The sequence below is a fragment of the Pseudomonas sp. ICMP 8385 genome (genome assembly GCF_002699915.1).
GTDB lineage: Bacteria > Pseudomonadota > Gammaproteobacteria > Pseudomonadales > Pseudomonadaceae > Aquipseudomonas > Aquipseudomonas gessardii.
In genome coordinates this window covers 55,920-70,464 of the sequence record NZ_LKBY01000002.1, presented here as the reverse complement: position 1 = coordinate 70,464, position 14,545 = coordinate 55,920, and the positions used below count along the sequence as shown (strand labels likewise).

The window sequence follows — 14,545 nt, the reverse complement described above, 5'->3', positions numbered from 1 at the left end:
CGTCAGCCCAGCGACTCCACCCCCAGTTCGTCCCACACCGACTCGGCCAGGTGAAACGTTGCATTGGCCGCCGGAATCCCGCAGTAGATCGCGCTCTGCATCAGCACTTCCTTGATCTCGGCGCGGCTCACGCCATTGCTGGCGGCCGCGCGCAGGTGCAGTTTGAGCTCTTCGCTGCGATTCATGCCGATCAGCATGGCAATGGTGATCAGGCTGCGGGTGTGCCGGGGCAAACCGGGGCGGGTCCAGATATCGCCCCAGGCATGGCGGGTGATCATGTCCTGGAATTCGCTGTTGAACTCGGTCAGGGCATTGAGGCTGCGCTCGACATGGGCATCGCCCAGCACTTCACGACGTACCTTGAGGCCCTCGGCATAACGTTGTTTCTCGTCCACAAAAGCGCCCTCAGCGATCCAGCAGGAAAGTCAGTACCCGGTCGCTGAATGCGTCCCCGGCTTGCACGTTGGACAGGTGCGCCGCGTAGAACTCGGCGTACTCGGCACCCGGCACCTGTTGCTGAATGAACAGGCTGCCGGACGGCGGCGTCACCGCATCCTCAGTGCCGGCAATCACCAACGTCGGCACCTGGATGGAGGCCAGTTGCTCACGCAGATCCGCATCGCGCACCGCGCCGCAGTTGGCCGCATAGCCTTGGGGCGATGTGGCCGCGAGCATGTCGGTAATGCGCTTGGCCTGGTCGGGATGAGCCTGGGCAAAATCGGCGGTAAACCAGCGCGCAATCGAGGCATCGCGCAAGCCGATCATGGCCGCCTGGCCATCGCGCAGGACCATGTCGATCCGGGGGTTCCAAATTTCCGGGCTGCCGATCTTGGCCGCCGTGTTGCACAGCACCAGCTTGAGCAAGCGCTCGCCGGCATTGATCCCCAGCCACTGGCCGATCAACCCGCCCATGGACAGGCCGCAGAAATGCGCACGCTGGATATCCAGCGCATCCAGCAACGCCAGCACGTCACGCCCCAGTTGCTCAATGCTGTAGGGCCCCTCGGTGACCAGGGACTTGCCGTGGCCACGGGTGTCCAGACGCAGCACCCGGAAATGCTCGGTAAAGGCCGGCATCTGCGTATCCCACATCTGCAGGTCGGTGCCCAGGGAGTTGGACAGCACCAGTACCGGCGCGCCTTCGGGGCCTTCCAGTTGATAGTTCAGTTCGCCATCGGCGAGTTTTACAAATCCCACAGCAGCCTCCTCAGGCAGACAATACAAAGTGTTCAGCCACGGCGCGGCTGACCCAGGTGTGTGCCTGGCCCAGGTAATGCGCCGGGTCCAGCAGGCGATCCAATTCCAGCGCCGACAGCTGGGCGGTGACTTGCGGCTCATCGGCCAATACCGCGCGCAAATGGCGCTGCTCGGCGACCGCGCGTTTGCAGCACTGTTCCAGCAGGTGATGGGCAGTTTCCCGGCCCAGGCGCTGGGCCAATGTGATACTGACGGCTTCGGCCAGCACCAGGCCCTGGGTCAGGTCGAGGTTGTGGCCCATGCGTTGCGCATCGACCTCCAGGCCTTCGCTCACCAGCAGCGCCTGCTGCAAGGCGCCGGACACCAGGCGGCAGATTTCGGGCAGGGTTTCCCACTCGGCATGCCACAGCCCCAGGCTACGTTCGTGCTCCTGGGGCATGGCGCTGAACATCGTCGCCACCAACCCCGGGACCCGCGTGGCCGCGCTGATCAACACCGCAGCGCCGACCGGGTTGCGCTTGTGCGGCATGGTCGAGGAACCGCCCTTGCCCGGCGCCGACGGCTCGAACACTTCCGCCGCTTCGGTCTGCATCAGCAGGCTGATGTCCCGCCCGAGCTTGCCCAGGCTACCGGCGATCAGGCCCAGCACGCTGGCAAACTCCACCAGACGGTCACGCTGGGTATGCCAGGGTTGTTCGGGCAGCGTCAGTTGCAACTCCGCCGCCAGGGCCCGTGCCACCGGCATGGCCTGTTCGCCCAGTGCCGCCAGGGTGCCGGACGCGCCACCGAATTGCAGGACCAGCAGGCGCGGCTTCAACTCCAGCAGCCGTTGGCGACTGCGCGTCACCGCCCCCAGCCACCCAGCGATCTTCATGCCCAGGGTGACCGGTGTTGCGTGCTGCAACCAGGTGCGCCCGGCCAAGGGCACGTCGGCATAACGCTGCGCCTGGGCGGCAAGCACCGCGCCCAGCCGGGCCAGGTCCGCCTCGATCAGCTCCAGCGCCCGCCGCAGTTGCAGCACCAGGCCCGTGTCCATCACATCCTGGCTGGTAGCGCCCAGATGCACATAGCGCTCGGCGCCAGCATCTTCACTGGCAATCAATTTGCCCAGGGCCTTCACCAATGGAATCGCCGAATTGCCCGCCGTGGCAATCGCCACGCCGAGGGCATCCACGTCGTACAGCGAGGCCAGGCACGCCTGGGCAATCGGTGCGACGGCGGCCGGCGGGATCAACCCGACCTGGGCCTGCGCCCGGGCCAATCCGGCTTCAAAGTCCAGCATGCCCTGCAAGCGTGCCTGGTCACAGAACACTTCGGCCATGCTACCGGCGGTGAAGTAAGCGTCGAACAATTGGTTGCTCGTGCGCAGCGTCATAACTCATCCCTTACAGATCGTGGTGCAAGTACTCAGCCTGTTTCGGTAGGCGCAGGCTGAACAGGAACGCAATCGCCATCATGCCGGTCACGTACCAGTAGAAGGTGTTTTCCAGGCCGATGGACTTCAAGCCCAGGGCCACGTATTCCGCCGAACCGCCGAAGATCGCGTTGGCCACCGCATAGGCCAGGCCCACGCCGAGGGCGCGCACTTGTGGCGGGAACATTTCCGCTTTTACCAGGCCGCTGATGGAGGTGTAGAAACTTACAATCGCCAGCGCCAGGGTAATCAGCACAAAGGCCAGGAACGGGCTGGTCACGGTTTTCAGGGTCAGCAGGATCGGCACCGTGCACAGGGTGCCGAGGGCGCCGAACCAGAGCATCGAGTTGCGCCGGCCGATCTTGTCCGAGAGCATGCCGAACAGCGGCTGCATGCACATATAGAGGAACAGCGCGCCGGTCATGATGTAGCTGGCGGTCTTGGCGTGCATGCCGGCGGTGTTCACCAGGTATTTCTGCATGTAGGTGGTAAAGGTGTAGAAGATCAGCGAGCCGCCGGCGGTGTAGCCGAGCACGGTGATAAACGCCGCCTTGTGATCGCGAAACAGCGCCCTGATGCTGCCAGCGTCCTTGTTTTCACGCATTTCCTGGCTGGTGGTTTCTTTCAGGGAGCGGCGCAGCAGCAGCGAGATCACCGCCGCCACCGCACCGATCACAAACGGAATGCGCCAGCCCCAGGCCCGCAGCTCGTCCTCGGTGAGCAGTTGTTGCAGGATCACCACCACCGACACCGCCAGCAGTTGCCCGCCGATCAGAGTCACGTATTGGAACGAAGCGAAGAAGCCGCGCTGGCCCTTGAGCGCAACTTCGCTCATGTAGGTGGCCGTGGTGCCGTACTCACCGCCCACCGACAAGCCCTGGAACAGCCGCGCCATCAGCAACAGGGCCGGGGCCCAGGCGCCGATGTCCTTGTAGGTGGGCAGGAAGGCGATGACCAGGGAGCCGGCACACATCATCAGCACCGAGATCATCATCGAATTCTTGCGCCCGTGCTTGTCGGCGACCCGGCCAAACAGCCAGCCGCCGATGGGGCGCATCAGAAAGCCTGCGGCGAACACGCCGGCGGTGTTGAGCAGTTGCACCGTGGGGTCGTCGGAGGGGAAAAACGCCGGGGCGAAGTAGATGGCACAGAAGGCGTAGACGTAGAAGTCGAACCATTCGACCAGGTTGCCGGAAGAAGCCCCGACAATCGCAAAAATCCGTTTGCTGCGTTCTTCTCCGGTGTAGTGACTGGTAGTCGTTGTCATTTTTTTTCACTCGTGGGGAACGGGTTAGATTCTAGACATACTTTGCAACAACCTCGTTCCGCAAGCAGACCTTTGGATAACCGTTGCCTGTGCCGGCCCTATCGCAGGCAAGCCAGCTCCCACAGGTGAGCGCATTCCAGTGTGGGAGCGGGCTTGCCCGCGATGGCGCCCTTGTAGCCAACTCAATAATCGAAAAACACCGTTTCTTCATCGGTGCCCTGAAGAATCACATTCCACTGATACACCCCCGACGCATCCGTCTTGGCAATCAATGTATGCCGCCGCTCTGCCGGCACACTCGCCAGCAACGGGTCATCCCCGTTGGCCGCCTCGCCGTCGAAATAAATCCGCGTTAGCAAGTGCTTGACCAAACCACGGGCAAACACCAGCACCACCAAATGCGGCGCCTGGGTCGTGCCCTTGAGGCCCGGCACGCTGCCCGGCTTGATGGTGCTGAAGCGAAAGCGCCCTTCGCCATCCACCGGCACCCGGCCAAACCCTGCGAAGTTGGGGTCCAGGGCTTTGTCCTGGTCATCCTCGGGGTGGTCATACTTGCCGGCGGCGTTGGCCTGCCAGACTTCCAGCATGGCATCGTTGACCCCCTCGCCATTGCCATCCACCACCTGCCCGGTGATGGCCACGCGCTCGCCGAGGGTGCCCGCATTGGCCAGGTCTTCGCGGTTCAGCCAGGTCAGGCCGATGTGGTAATACGGCCCGACGGTGTGGGACGTGGTTGCATTAAGGGTCATGTCATTTCTCCATCGGCGTAGCGTCGCGGCCGCGCAGGACAATGTCCCAGCGGTAGCCGAGGGCGTAGTGCGGCACGGTCTTTTCCAGGTCGAAACGGGCGATCAGGCGTTCCTTGGCCGCGGTGTCCGGCACGCAGTTGTAGATCGGGTCATAGGCCAGCAGCGGGTCGCCGGGAAAGTACATCTGGGTCACCAGGCGCGTCAGCACACTGGGGCCGAACAGCGAAAAGTGGATATGCGCCGGGCGCCAGGCATTGTGGTGGTTGCCCCACGGATAGGCGCCGGGCTTGATGGTCTGGAACTGGTACCCGCCATCGGCATCGGTGACGGTGCGGCCGGTGCCGGTAAAGTTGGGGTCCAGGGGCGCGTCGTGCTGGTCGCGCTTGTGGTGGTAGCGCCCGGCGGCGTTGGCCTGCCAGATCTCCACCAGGATGCCCGGCACAGGCAGGCCGTTTTCATCCAGGACCCGACCGTGAATGATGATGCGCTCGCCTTGGGGTTCACCCTCGTGCTGGGCGGTCAGGTCGTTGTCGTGCTCGGCAAGGCGTTCGGCGCCGATGGTCGGGCCGGTGATTTCCGACAGCGAATGGGGCAAAAACACCAGGGGTTTGGACGGTGCACGCAGGTTCGTCGACTGGTAGGCCGGATGCAGGTAATCCGGCTGAGTACCTGCTTGCGGGCGCCGGTATCCGGGCTTGTCACTCATGGAGCAATCCTCTTTATTCTTGTAGGTCTTAAACGCGTTCGATCGCCAGGGCCAAACCTTGGCCGACGCCGACACACAGGGTCGCCAGGCCTTTGCTGCCGCCGGTTTTTTCCAGTTGATGCAGTGCGGTCAGCACCAGGCGCGCGCCGCTCATGCCCAGCGGGTGGCCCAAGGCAATGGCGCCACCGTTCGGGTTGACCTGGGGCGCGTCGTCCGCCAGGCCCAATTCACGCAGCACCGCCAAGCCCTGGCTGGCGAAGGCTTCGTTGAGTTCGATCACATCAAAATCGCTGACCGCCAGGCCCAGGCGCTCGACCAACTTGCGCACCGCAGGCACCGGGCCGATGCCCATCACCCGGGGTTCGACCCCGGCGCTGGCCATGCCCAACACCCGGGCGCGGGCGGTCAGGCCGTGTTTTTTCACAGCATCGGCGCTGGCCAGGATCAAGGCGGCGGCGCCATCGTTGACCCCGGAGGCGTTGCCGGCGGTGACGGTCTTGTCCGCGCCATTGACCGGCTTGAGCCTGGCCAGGGCTTCAAGGGTGGTGTCGGCACGCGGGTGTTCGTCGTGCTCCACCAGGGTCTCGCCTTTTTTATGGGCGACCCGCACCGGCACGATTTCTTCCGCGAAGAACCCCGCAGCCTGGGCCACGGCCGTGCGTTGCTGGCTGCGCAAGGCGAAGGCGTCCTGGTCGGCGCGCGAGACGTTATAGTCATCCGCCACATTGTCAGCGGTCTGCGGCATGGCATCCACGCCGTATTGGGCCTTCATCAACGGGTTGATAAAGCGCCAGCCGATGGTGGTGTCTTCCAGCTTCATGTTGCGCGAGAACGCGGCATCCGCCTTGCCCATCACGAAGGGCGCGCGGGACATCGACTCGACGCCACCGGCAATCGCCAGCTCCATTTCGCCACTGGCGATGGCGCGGAACGCGGTGCCGATGGCGTCCATGCCCGAAGCGCACAGGCGGTTGAGGGTCACCCCGGGAATGCTCGGCGCCAGGCCCGCCAGCAGCGCGGCCATGCGCGCCACGTTGCGGTTGTCTTCACCGGACTGGTTGGCACAGCCGAGGAACACTTCATCGACCGCGTTCCAGTCCACCGACGGGTTGCGCGCCATCAGTGCCTTGATCGGCAAGGCCGCCAGGTCATCGGCGCGGACGGTGGACAGGCCACCGCCGAAACGGCCGATGGGGGTACGGATGGCATCACAGATAAACACGTCGCGCATCAGGCTTCTCCTGGGGCTTGGCCATGGGCGGCAGCCGTACGGGCTTCAAGGTCGCGCAAGGCGTTCAGTTCGATGTCGGTGGGTTCGGCGCTGGTGCCGACCTGCTCGGCAAAGCGGATTGCCCAACCGGTGGCGGCGACCACTTGCTCGCGGGTCACGCCAGGGTGCAAAGCCGTGACCACGAACTCATGGGTGCCCTCTTCCGGCTCCATGATGCACAGGTCGGTAATGATGCCGACAGGGCCTGCGCCTGGCAGGCCGAGGCGCTTGCGCGAATCGCCACCTTCGCCATGGCCGACCGAGGTAATGAAGTCCAGTTTGTCGACAAACGAACGGGACGACTGCTTGAGGATGATCAGCACGCTCTTGGCGGAACCGGCGATTTCCGGCGCGCCACCGGCACCCGGCAGGCGCACCTTGGGCTGGTGATAGTCACCGACCACGGTGGTGTTGATATTGCCGAAGCGGTCGACCTGGGCCGCGCCGAGAAAGCCGACGTCAATGCGCCCGCCTTGCAGCCAGTAGCGAAAAATCTCACCGGTGGGTACAACGCTGTCGGCGGTTTCCGCCAACTCGCCGTCGCCGATGGACAGCGGCAGTACCGAGGGCTTGGCGCCAATCGGGCCAGACTCGTAGATCAACACCACATCCGGCGAAGACGTCAGGCGCGCCAGGTTGGCGGCCTTGGACGGCAGGCCGATACCGACAAAGCACACTGCACCGTTCTTCAGGCGGCGCGCGGCGGCGACGGTCATCATCTCATTGGTCGAGTAAGTCATTACTTGGCCTCCTGGGCGGCAGCCAGCTTGGCCTGGAATTGACTGAAATCAGCGGTGCCATGGATGTATTCATCGATCCAGGCGGTAAATGTCCCACGATCCCGAGCGATCGGATCCCAGGCTTGATAGAAGCGATTGTCACGCTCGGTGTAACCGTGGGCGTAGGACGGATGCGCACCACCCGGCACATGGCACACGGCAGTCAGGGCCCAGGTCGGCAGCACGCAGGCGTTCATCGGTGCGTTGAGGTCATCGACCATTTCTTCGACGGTGACGATGCAACGCTTGGCCGCCAGCGCGGCCTCTTTCTGCACCCCGAGGATCCCCCACAACAGCACGTTGCCCTTGCGGTCGGCCTTTTGCGCATGGATCACGGTGATGTCCGGGCGCACCGACGGCACCGCCGCCAGCACTTCGCCAGTGAAGGGGCAGGTCACGGTCTTGATCAACGGGTTGACCTTGGGCAGGTCGGAACCGGCATACGCCCGCAGCACCGCGAACGGCAGGCCGGATGCGCCGGCCACATAGGCGTTGGCCAGGTCCGCATGGCTGTGCTCTTCGATCTCCAACGGTTGCGGCCATTGCTTCTCGACCGCGTCCCGCAGGCGATGCAGGGAGCCGACGCCAGGGTTGCCGCCCCAGGAGAAAATCAACTTGCGCGCACAGCCGGCCCCGATCAGTTGGTCGTAGATCAGGTCGGGGGTCATGCGTACCAGCGTCAGGTCTTTCTTGCCCTGACGAATGATTTCATGACCCGCTGCTGTAGGGATCAGGTGGGTAAAGCCTTCGAGCGCGACGGTATCGCCGTCATTGACGAACTGCTTTACCGCATCAGCCAGCGAAAGGATTTCAGCCATGGGGTTGGGCTCCCGATGTAGGTCGAAAAAGGCGCTGGAGGCAGCGCCGAAGTGCTTGAAGAGTAAGCCGGGGTAAGGGCCCAAACAATCCGATAATCGACTAACCGTTCGATAATCGAACAGATTGTTGCCTGGCTAACATTCCTCCAAACACCTCTGATTTCCATGTGAACACCGTCCCTGTGGGAGCGGGCTTGCTCGCGATTGCGGTGTATCAGGTGGCATCGGCGTGGCTGACCAGGCCCTTGATCACTACCGCCGTGGTGGCCAATGCCGCCGGAATCACCAACGCCGTCAACACCTGCTCGAAGTTCCAACCAAGCCCCAACAGCGTGGCGCCCATCCACGCGCCGAGGATCGCGCCAAAACGCCCGATCCCCAGCATCCACGAGACCCCGGTGGCGCGCCCCTGGGTCGGGTAAAACCGCGCCGCCAGCGAAGGCATGGCCGATTGCGCGCCGTTGACACACATCCCGGCGATCAACACCAGGGTCGCCAATAGCGTGATATTGCCCAGGCTCTGGCCCACGGCGTAGGCAAACACCCCAGCCAGCAGGTAGAAGGTGCCGATGACCTTGTGCGGATTGAACCGGTCCATGGCCCAGCCCACGCCCACGGCGCTGAGCACCCCGCCAAACTGGAACAACGCGCCGATAAACGCCGCCTGTTCCATGCTGGCGCCGCTGTCGCGCATCAGGGTCGGTAACCAACTGGTCAGCAGGTACACAATCACCAGGCCCATAAAGTAGGTGAGCCACAGCAACAGGGTGCCGGCGCTGTAGGTGCCGCCGAAGATCACCGCGAACACATTGCGCGCCTTGACGGTTTTCTGCTCCGGGACACTGAAGCTTGAGGCCTGGGCGACAGTGGTCGGGTCGATGGGCGCCAGGGCCTGGCGCACCTTGTCCGTACCGCGATTGCGTACCACCAGGTAGCGCGCCGATTCCGGCAGCCACAGCACCAGTACGCCCACCAGAATCAACGGCAGGATGCCGCCGAGCAGCAGCAGGCTGTGCCAGCCGAACATCGGGATCAGCATGGCCGAGATAAACCCGCCACCGGCCATGCCCAGGTTGAATCCGCAGAACATGCTGGTCACCAGCAACGATTTATGGCGCTCCGGGGTGTATTCAGACAACAGGGTCGTCGCATTCGGCATGCCGGCACCCAGGCCCAGGCCGGTCAGGAAACGCAACACCAGCAACTGATCAACGTTGCTGCTGTAGGCCGAAGCCAGGCTGAACGCGCCGAACACCAGCACCGCCCCCACCAGCACCACCTTGCGCCCGAAACGGTCGGCCAAGGGCCCGGAGCCCAGGGCGCCAAACACCATGCCGATCAACGCGGCACTCATCACCGGGCCAAGGCTGGCGCGGTCGATCCCCCAATCCTGGGACAGCGCCGGCGCAATAAAGCCCATGGCCGCGGTGTCCAGGCCATCGAGAAAGACAATCAGGAAACACAGGATCACCACCCGCCATTGATAGCGGGACAGCGGTTGCGCATTGATAAAGGACTGCACGTCCAGACAGGTACCAACAGCAGGCGAAGGTTGATTCATTGTTTTTATTTCCACACCGATGGCGGGCGGACGACGGCGAGTCGTCATTATTATGGGGGCGAAACCAGAACGGCGACGGTAGACGCCGTCGCGGTCAATCACGCTGCCGCGACATTAATAAGCCAGGGGAAACACCGTCAATTCGTCAAACCGGGATCTGTGCGGTCACCGAACAGCTTAAGCAAACAACTGGGTACTCAGCTCCTGGCTGGCGCTCAGCATGCTCGGCAGGAAGCGCTGCTCCAGCTCGCTGCGGCTGACCCGGCCGGCGTGGGTACTGACGTTCAGCGCGGCCAGCACCTGGCCAGACGCGTCATACACCGGCACGGCAATGGAACGCAGGCCCTGCTCCAGTTCCTGGTCGACAATGCACCAGCCCTGCTGCCGCACTTGTTGCAGGCACTCGAACAACGCCTGGGGCGTGGTCAGGGTGCGGCTGGTCTTGGTTTGCAGGTCGGCATGGTCCAGGTAATCCTGCAGCGATGCATCGTCCAGGGCCGCCAGCAGGATCCGGCCCATGGAGGTGCAATAGGCCGGCAGCCGGCCACCGACCGACAGATCCACCGAGATCAGGCGCTGGGTCGTGGCGGACCGGGCGATGTAAAGGATGTCGTCGCCTTCCAGGGTCGCCATGTTGCAGGCTTCATGAAGCTGCTCGCTCATGCGGTCCAGGTAAGGCTGGGCAGAAACCGCCAGGGGCGTGGACGACAGGTAGGCATGGCCCAGGGTCAGAACCTTGGGCAGCAGCGAGTACGTGCGCCCGTCGGTGGTGGCGTAGCCAAGCTTGATCAAGGTATGCAGGCAACGCCTGACGGCAGCGCGGGGGATTTCCGTGCGATGGCTGATCTGGGCGATGGTCAGGTGGCGCTTGCGCTCTTGGAACGCTTGCACCACGGCCAGCCCGCGCGCCAGGGAGGTCATGAAATCCGGGTCGCCGGTAAACGCCTGGATGCGCTTGGCCGGTGACGCAACGATCGGTGGCGCCACAGAGGCAAAGGAGTTGCGCAATTGATCGTTCATTTCAGGTCCTTTCTCTTATTGTCGACCGCCATTACAAGCCGGCGGGCCACGGATGTACAAGGCAAGGGCGCCAACATTGGGCGATTATCGGACGCTCATTCGATAATCGCAATTTGCTGCCGTGGGCGCTGCCGGGCCCCGGCGAGACTCCCCTGCACGGGATGTATTGCGTTCACTTAACAGGCCGGCACTCGACACAACGTCCTTGATTCAATTAATGACATCTACTTTCAACTGTCACAGACAGACTATTAGCCAAGTGTGGCGTCAAGTTCTCGACACTACCGGGCTGACAACATATGCAAGCAAAGTTGACGATTTTTAACTTGTTGGCGATAGTCTTATTCAAATGCGCCGCTATAATGCAGCGTGCAACCAGAGCGAACTGGCCTCAAGAGCGCTCCCCGCGAGCCTGAGCTTTTCCTTGTCCAGACCTTGGTTGCAAATACCGGGAGCCCAGTTCCACTGTCCACCCGTTATTTGTGAAGTAAAAAGAAAACTGTTGCTACGACAGCTGTTCTTCCCGGTGTCGTGGCCGCGTGCAATTATGAAGTGGCATCGCGTTTCACCGGAATCAACTCAACTCAATTAGGTAATAATGTGACGAAAGACGAACTGCGCGCGGAACTTGAGCGCCAGGAACAACGTTACAAGGATGTTTACGGCGGGGAAGTCACCACCTACGCCGCCCAGCCAGAGCCCGAGCGCAAACCCTGGCGCAAACGAGCCAGCCTGCTCGACCAGGCGTTTGCCCAGGAAATCCAGAAGATCGAAAAAGACCTCAAGGCCGAAGAGCCATAAGCCCTGTCGGACTGAGCCTTCCTGGCAAGTCATCGCCCTGCCAGCTACCTCTGGCAGGGGCGCCTTGGGCATGCCCGTCAATCGGCATCTTTCGCGCTATCACGAAATTTCATACAAGCGTTTCAGACCTGCGACATTAATTGTCGCACCCCGCTCTACGCCCTCTATTCTTTACAAATCAATGAGTTGCCAAACCACTGAGATATCTGGTAGCCGCACCCTTCCCACAAACTAATTCGTTGAAGAATGTTACCGACGAGCAGCTAGTGCATAGATTACTGAGGTTTTCTGGCATAATCGCGCCCCCTTACGACCGGGTCATAAAACCTTCATGATCGATTTATTCAGCGGACTGGATGCTTGGGTTCTTGTGAGCCTGCTGCTCGCCCTCGCCTTTGTCCTCGCCTTCGAGTTCATCAATGGCTTTCATGACACCGCTAACGCGGTGGCCACAGTCATCTATACCAAAGCGATGCCGCCGCACCTGGCCGTATTCTTTTCCGGGGTGTTCAACTTCCTTGGCGTGTTGCTCGGCGGGGTAGGCGTTGCCTATGCCATCGTGCATCTGCTGCCGGTGGAGTTGCTGATCAATGTAAACACCGGCCATGGCCTGGCCATGGTGTTTTCATTATTGGCAGCGGCCATCACCTGGAATCTCGGCACCTGGTATTTCGGGATCCCGGCATCCAGCTCCCACACACTGATCGGTTCGATCCTCGGTGTCGGCCTGGCCAATGCCCTGATCAACGATATTCCACTGGCGGACGGGGTCAACTGGCAGAAGGCTATCGATATCGGCGCCTCGCTGGTGTTCTCGCCCATGGCCGGCTTCCTGGTCGCTGCCCTGGTGTTGATTGGCCTTAAATGGTGGCGTCCGCTGTCCAAGATGCACAAGACGCCGGACCAGCGCCGCAAGCTCGATGACAAGAAACACCCGCCCTTCTGGAACCGCCTGGTACTGGTGATTTCCGCGATGGCCGTGAGTTTCGTGCATGGCTCCAACGACGGCCAGAAAGGTATCGGCCTGATCATGCTGGTGCTGATTGGTATCGTGCCCGCGCAGTTCGTACTCGATCTGGGCAGCACCACTTACCAGATCGAGCGAACCCGCGACGCCACCCTGCACCTCAACCAGTTCTACCAGCGCAACCACGAAACCCTCGGCGAATTCCTTGCCCTGGGCAAAAGTGTCAAAGACGACCTGCCAGGCAAGTTCCGTTGCAACCCGCAACAGACCGAGCCGACCATCACCGCCCTCCTCGGCACATTGAAGGGTGTTTCTGACTACCGTTCCTTGACCTCCGATCAGCGCATTGAAGTACGTCGCTACCTGCTGTGCCTGGACGACACCGCGAAAAAAGTCGGCAAGCTGCCAGGCCTTGATTCCCGCGAGAAGTCGGACCTGGAAAAACTGCGCAAAGACCTGACCGCCACCACCGAATACGCCCCGTTCTGGGTCATCCTCGCCGTGGCCCTGGCCCTCGGCCTGGGCACCATGGTGGGCTGGAAGCGTGTGGTACTGACGATTGGCGAGAAGATCGGCAAGCAGGGCATGACCTATGCCCAGGGCATGTCGGCGCAAATCACCACCGCCACTATGATTGGCTTTGCCAACATCTTTGCCCTGCCGGTGTCCACCACCCACGTGCTGTCTTCGGGTGTGGCCGGGACCATGGTCGCGAACAAGAGCGGCCTGCAAGGCGGCACCGTGAAGACTATCCTGATGGCCTGGGTCCTGACCCTGCCGGCCACGGTGAGCCTGTCGGCCGCACTGTTCTGGCTGGCGTCCAAGGCGCTGGGCAGTTAACCGCCTGCGCAATGAATAAAGGCGTGACCTGCGAGGGTCACGCCTTTTTTAATGGCCAAATTCCAGTCAAAAAAAAGGGCGACCGAAGTCGCCCAAAATGCCTTGCGTGCTCATGTAACCCGGAAAAACCTATGGTTTTTTACGCTTGTTCGCGTCTTTCCAGATAAAAAACCCAAACCCTACAAAAAACAGCACCATGAGGCCGACAGTCAGCACCCCGGCGAAAACCACATTATCGAAAAACATGACCGGCCTCCTGCTCTTGCCTTGTTGCGATAGGGCTAAGTTAACCAAGAAGTCGGGGGGAGAAATTGACGGGGATCAATGTCGCCCGCAACGGGGCGTAAAGAAGGGGAATAACTGACCTGTATCAACAGATTCAGGGCATTTCAGCGCTTTTTCGTTTTGTTTTTCGGCTTTTTCTTGGTTTTGCCCAAGGGCATGGCTTGCTCGAACGCCTGGCGCACGTCATTAAGACGCTTGTCGTTGAGGTCGTGGACCCGTTTGGCCCGTTCGGCATTCAGGTCGATCAGCTTGTCGTCACTCATGGCTTGGCTTACGTGGTGGCTGGCGTGACGCAATAATGCGTCCTGGCCCACCCGGGGGTCAAACCTCGACATCCACCCACAACCCCTGGCGGGGCGCATCCTCGATCAACGGCGCGACCGGCACCGTGTTATCGGCATTCAGTTCGTCACCGGGAATGGCCAGGTGCTGCTCGGGATCTTCATCGGCCTCGCGTCGGCGCTTTTGTTGTTCCTGCTGGCGTCGTTGTTCCTCGCGCAGCATCAGGGTCGATTGCTCGGCGTCGCGGTGCTTGAGGTCGATGGTGCTTTCGTTGGAGCTCGGCTGCGCAGGCACCACCGGTGGAATATCGGGTTTTGGGCGCACGGGGTCGAGTTGCGACGTGACCGGCACAACACTCAAGGGCAAGATCGGTGGCAACATAATTATGGGTCTCCTGTCAGCAGGCTGTCGGCTGCTGTACCAGCGACTTGAGCCTGGGGCCGCCAACTTGTGACCCAGTCGTCAGTCGCCAGTGCCCCGCCACCCGTCGAATCGCCCTCTTTGCGCCCTGCAAGAGGAGTAGTTTTTGTCAGAGTCCTTTGGCTGGGGGCCTTGTTCCGTTAGAATAGTCGGCTTTTTCACGGCGGGA

General features: G+C 61.9%; 16 protein-coding genes. 2 read left to right on the top strand and 14 right to left on the bottom strand.

The window, feature by feature from the left end; genetic code table 11:
* Positions 1–2 precede the first annotated feature (2 nt).
* From pcaC to pcaR, 11 genes are all read right to left on the bottom strand, one after another.
* A complete protein-coding gene (pcaC, locus tag AO268_RS03145) occupies positions 3–395 on the bottom strand; it encodes a 4-carboxymuconolactone decarboxylase (RefSeq protein WP_076964923.1) in 393 nt (130 codons plus the stop codon).
* Between the two features lie 10 nt (positions 396–405).
* On the bottom strand, positions 406–1,197 hold the full coding sequence (gene pcaD, locus AO268_RS03140) for a 3-oxoadipate enol-lactonase (protein ID WP_076964924.1): 792 nt from the start codon (positions 1,195–1,197) through the stop codon (positions 406–408).
* A gap of 10 nt (positions 1,198–1,207) precedes the next feature.
* A complete protein-coding gene (locus tag AO268_RS03135) occupies positions 1,208–2,572 on the bottom strand; it encodes a 3-carboxy-cis,cis-muconate cycloisomerase (protein ID WP_099167876.1) in 1,365 nt (454 codons plus the stop codon).
* A 10-nt stretch (positions 2,573–2,582) separates the two neighbouring features.
* Positions 2,583–3,878 (bottom strand): MFS family transporter, encoded by a 1,296-nt coding sequence (locus tag AO268_RS03130; RefSeq protein WP_076964926.1) that lies wholly within the window; start codon positions 3,876–3,878, stop codon positions 2,583–2,585.
* A gap of 182 nt (positions 3,879–4,060) precedes the next feature.
* Positions 4,061–4,627 carry a protocatechuate 3,4-dioxygenase subunit alpha gene (gene pcaG, locus AO268_RS03125; protein WP_099167875.1) on the bottom strand — a complete coding sequence of 189 codons (567 nt, stop codon included), beginning with the start codon at positions 4,625–4,627 and terminating at the stop codon, positions 4,061–4,063.
* Position 4,628: 1 nt separating this feature from the next.
* Entirely contained in the window at positions 4,629–5,333 is a 705-nt protein-coding gene (gene pcaH, locus AO268_RS03120) for a protocatechuate 3,4-dioxygenase subunit beta (protein WP_076964928.1), read from the bottom strand.
* A 28-nt stretch (positions 5,334–5,361) separates the two neighbouring features.
* Positions 5,362–6,567, bottom strand: coding sequence for a 3-oxoadipyl-CoA thiolase (pcaF, locus tag AO268_RS03115; RefSeq protein ID WP_169900368.1), 1,206 nt, complete (start codon positions 6,565–6,567; stop codon positions 5,362–5,364).
* Entirely contained in the window at positions 6,564–7,343 is a 780-nt protein-coding gene (locus AO268_RS03110; RefSeq protein WP_076964930.1) for a CoA-transferase subunit beta, read from the bottom strand. The genes pcaF and AO268_RS03110 overlap by 4 nt, the downstream gene beginning before the upstream one ends.
* Positions 7,343–8,200, bottom strand: a complete 858-nt coding sequence (locus AO268_RS03105) for a CoA transferase subunit A (protein WP_076964931.1) — start codon at positions 8,198–8,200, stop codon at positions 7,343–7,345. The genes AO268_RS03110 and AO268_RS03105 overlap by 1 nt, the downstream gene beginning before the upstream one ends.
* Positions 8,201–8,414: 214 nt before the next feature.
* Positions 8,415–9,761 (bottom strand): MFS transporter, encoded by a 1,347-nt coding sequence (locus tag AO268_RS03100; RefSeq protein ID WP_099167873.1) that lies wholly within the window; start codon positions 9,759–9,761, stop codon positions 8,415–8,417.
* Between the two features lie 177 nt (positions 9,762–9,938).
* Complete coding sequence (pcaR, locus tag AO268_RS03095) at positions 9,939–10,781, bottom strand: pca regulon transcriptional regulator PcaR (protein ID WP_076964933.1); 843 nt, start codon at positions 10,779–10,781, stop codon at positions 9,939–9,941.
* 600 nt (positions 10,782–11,381) lie between these two features.
* Between pcaR and AO268_RS03090 the strand changes: the two genes are divergently transcribed.
* Positions 11,382–11,582: a hypothetical protein gene (locus AO268_RS03090; RefSeq protein ID WP_029297082.1), complete on the top strand. Its 201-nt coding sequence runs from the start codon at positions 11,382–11,384 to the stop codon at positions 11,580–11,582.
* 331 nt (positions 11,583–11,913) lie between these two features.
* Positions 11,914–13,389 (top strand): inorganic phosphate transporter, encoded by a 1,476-nt coding sequence (locus tag AO268_RS03085; protein WP_076965342.1) that lies wholly within the window; start codon positions 11,914–11,916, stop codon positions 13,387–13,389.
* 129 nt (positions 13,390–13,518) lie between these two features.
* On the opposite strand, the gene ccoM is transcribed toward AO268_RS03085, so the two are convergent.
* From ccoM to AO268_RS03075, 3 genes are all read right to left on the bottom strand, one after another.
* Positions 13,519–13,635: a cytochrome c oxidase subunit CcoM gene (gene ccoM, locus AO268_RS33490; protein ID WP_029297086.1), complete on the bottom strand. Its 117-nt coding sequence runs from the start codon at positions 13,633–13,635 to the stop codon at positions 13,519–13,521.
* Positions 13,636–13,778: 143 nt separating this feature from the next.
* Positions 13,779–14,009, bottom strand: coding sequence for a hypothetical protein (locus AO268_RS03080; RefSeq protein WP_130898270.1), 231 nt, complete (start codon positions 14,007–14,009; stop codon positions 13,779–13,781).
* Positions 13,996–14,337 carry a hypothetical protein gene (locus AO268_RS03075; RefSeq protein ID WP_029297088.1) on the bottom strand — a complete coding sequence of 114 codons (342 nt, stop codon included), beginning with the start codon at positions 14,335–14,337 and terminating at the stop codon, positions 13,996–13,998. Before AO268_RS03075 ends, AO268_RS03080 begins: the two co-directional genes overlap by 14 nt.
* Positions 14,338–14,545: the final 208 nt, after the last annotated feature.

Excerpts from the sequence above, each read along its gene's own strand:
- AO268_RS03135 (WP_099167876.1), bottom strand. The coding sequence starts at position 2,572 with ATGACGCTGCGCACGAGCAACCAATTGTTCGACGCTTACTTCACCGCC.
- pcaR (WP_076964933.1), bottom strand. The coding sequence starts at position 10,781 with ATGAACGATCAATTGCGCAACTCCTTTGCCTCTGTGGCGCCACCGATC.
- ccoM (WP_029297086.1), bottom strand. The coding sequence starts at position 13,635 with ATGTTTTTCGATAATGTGGTTTTCGCCGGGGTGCTGACTGTCGGCCTC.
- pcaH (WP_076964928.1), bottom strand. The coding sequence starts at position 5,333 with ATGAGTGACAAGCCCGGATACCGGCGCCCGCAAGCAGGTACTCAGCCG.
- AO268_RS03105 (WP_076964931.1), bottom strand. The coding sequence starts at position 8,200 with ATGGCTGAAATCCTTTCGCTGGCTGATGCGGTAAAGCAGTTCGTCAAT.
- AO268_RS03100 (WP_099167873.1), bottom strand. The coding sequence starts at position 9,761 with ATGAATCAACCTTCGCCTGCTGTTGGTACCTGTCTGGACGTGCAGTCC.
- pcaG (WP_099167875.1), bottom strand. The coding sequence starts at position 4,627 with ATGACCCTTAATGCAACCACGTCCCACACCGTCGGGCCGTATTACCAC.
- AO268_RS03075 (WP_029297088.1), bottom strand. The coding sequence starts at position 14,337 with ATGTTGCCACCGATCTTGCCCTTGAGTGTTGTGCCGGTCACGTCGCAA.
- AO268_RS03085 (WP_076965342.1), top strand. The coding sequence starts at position 11,914 with ATGATCGATTTATTCAGCGGACTGGATGCTTGGGTTCTTGTGAGCCTG.
- AO268_RS03110 (WP_076964930.1), bottom strand. The coding sequence starts at position 7,343 with ATGACTTACTCGACCAATGAGATGATGACCGTCGCCGCCGCGCGCCGC.
- AO268_RS03080 (WP_130898270.1), bottom strand. The coding sequence starts at position 14,009 with ATGTCGAGGTTTGACCCCCGGGTGGGCCAGGACGCATTATTGCGTCAC.
- AO268_RS03130 (WP_076964926.1), bottom strand. The coding sequence starts at position 3,878 with ATGACAACGACTACCAGTCACTACACCGGAGAAGAACGCAGCAAACGG.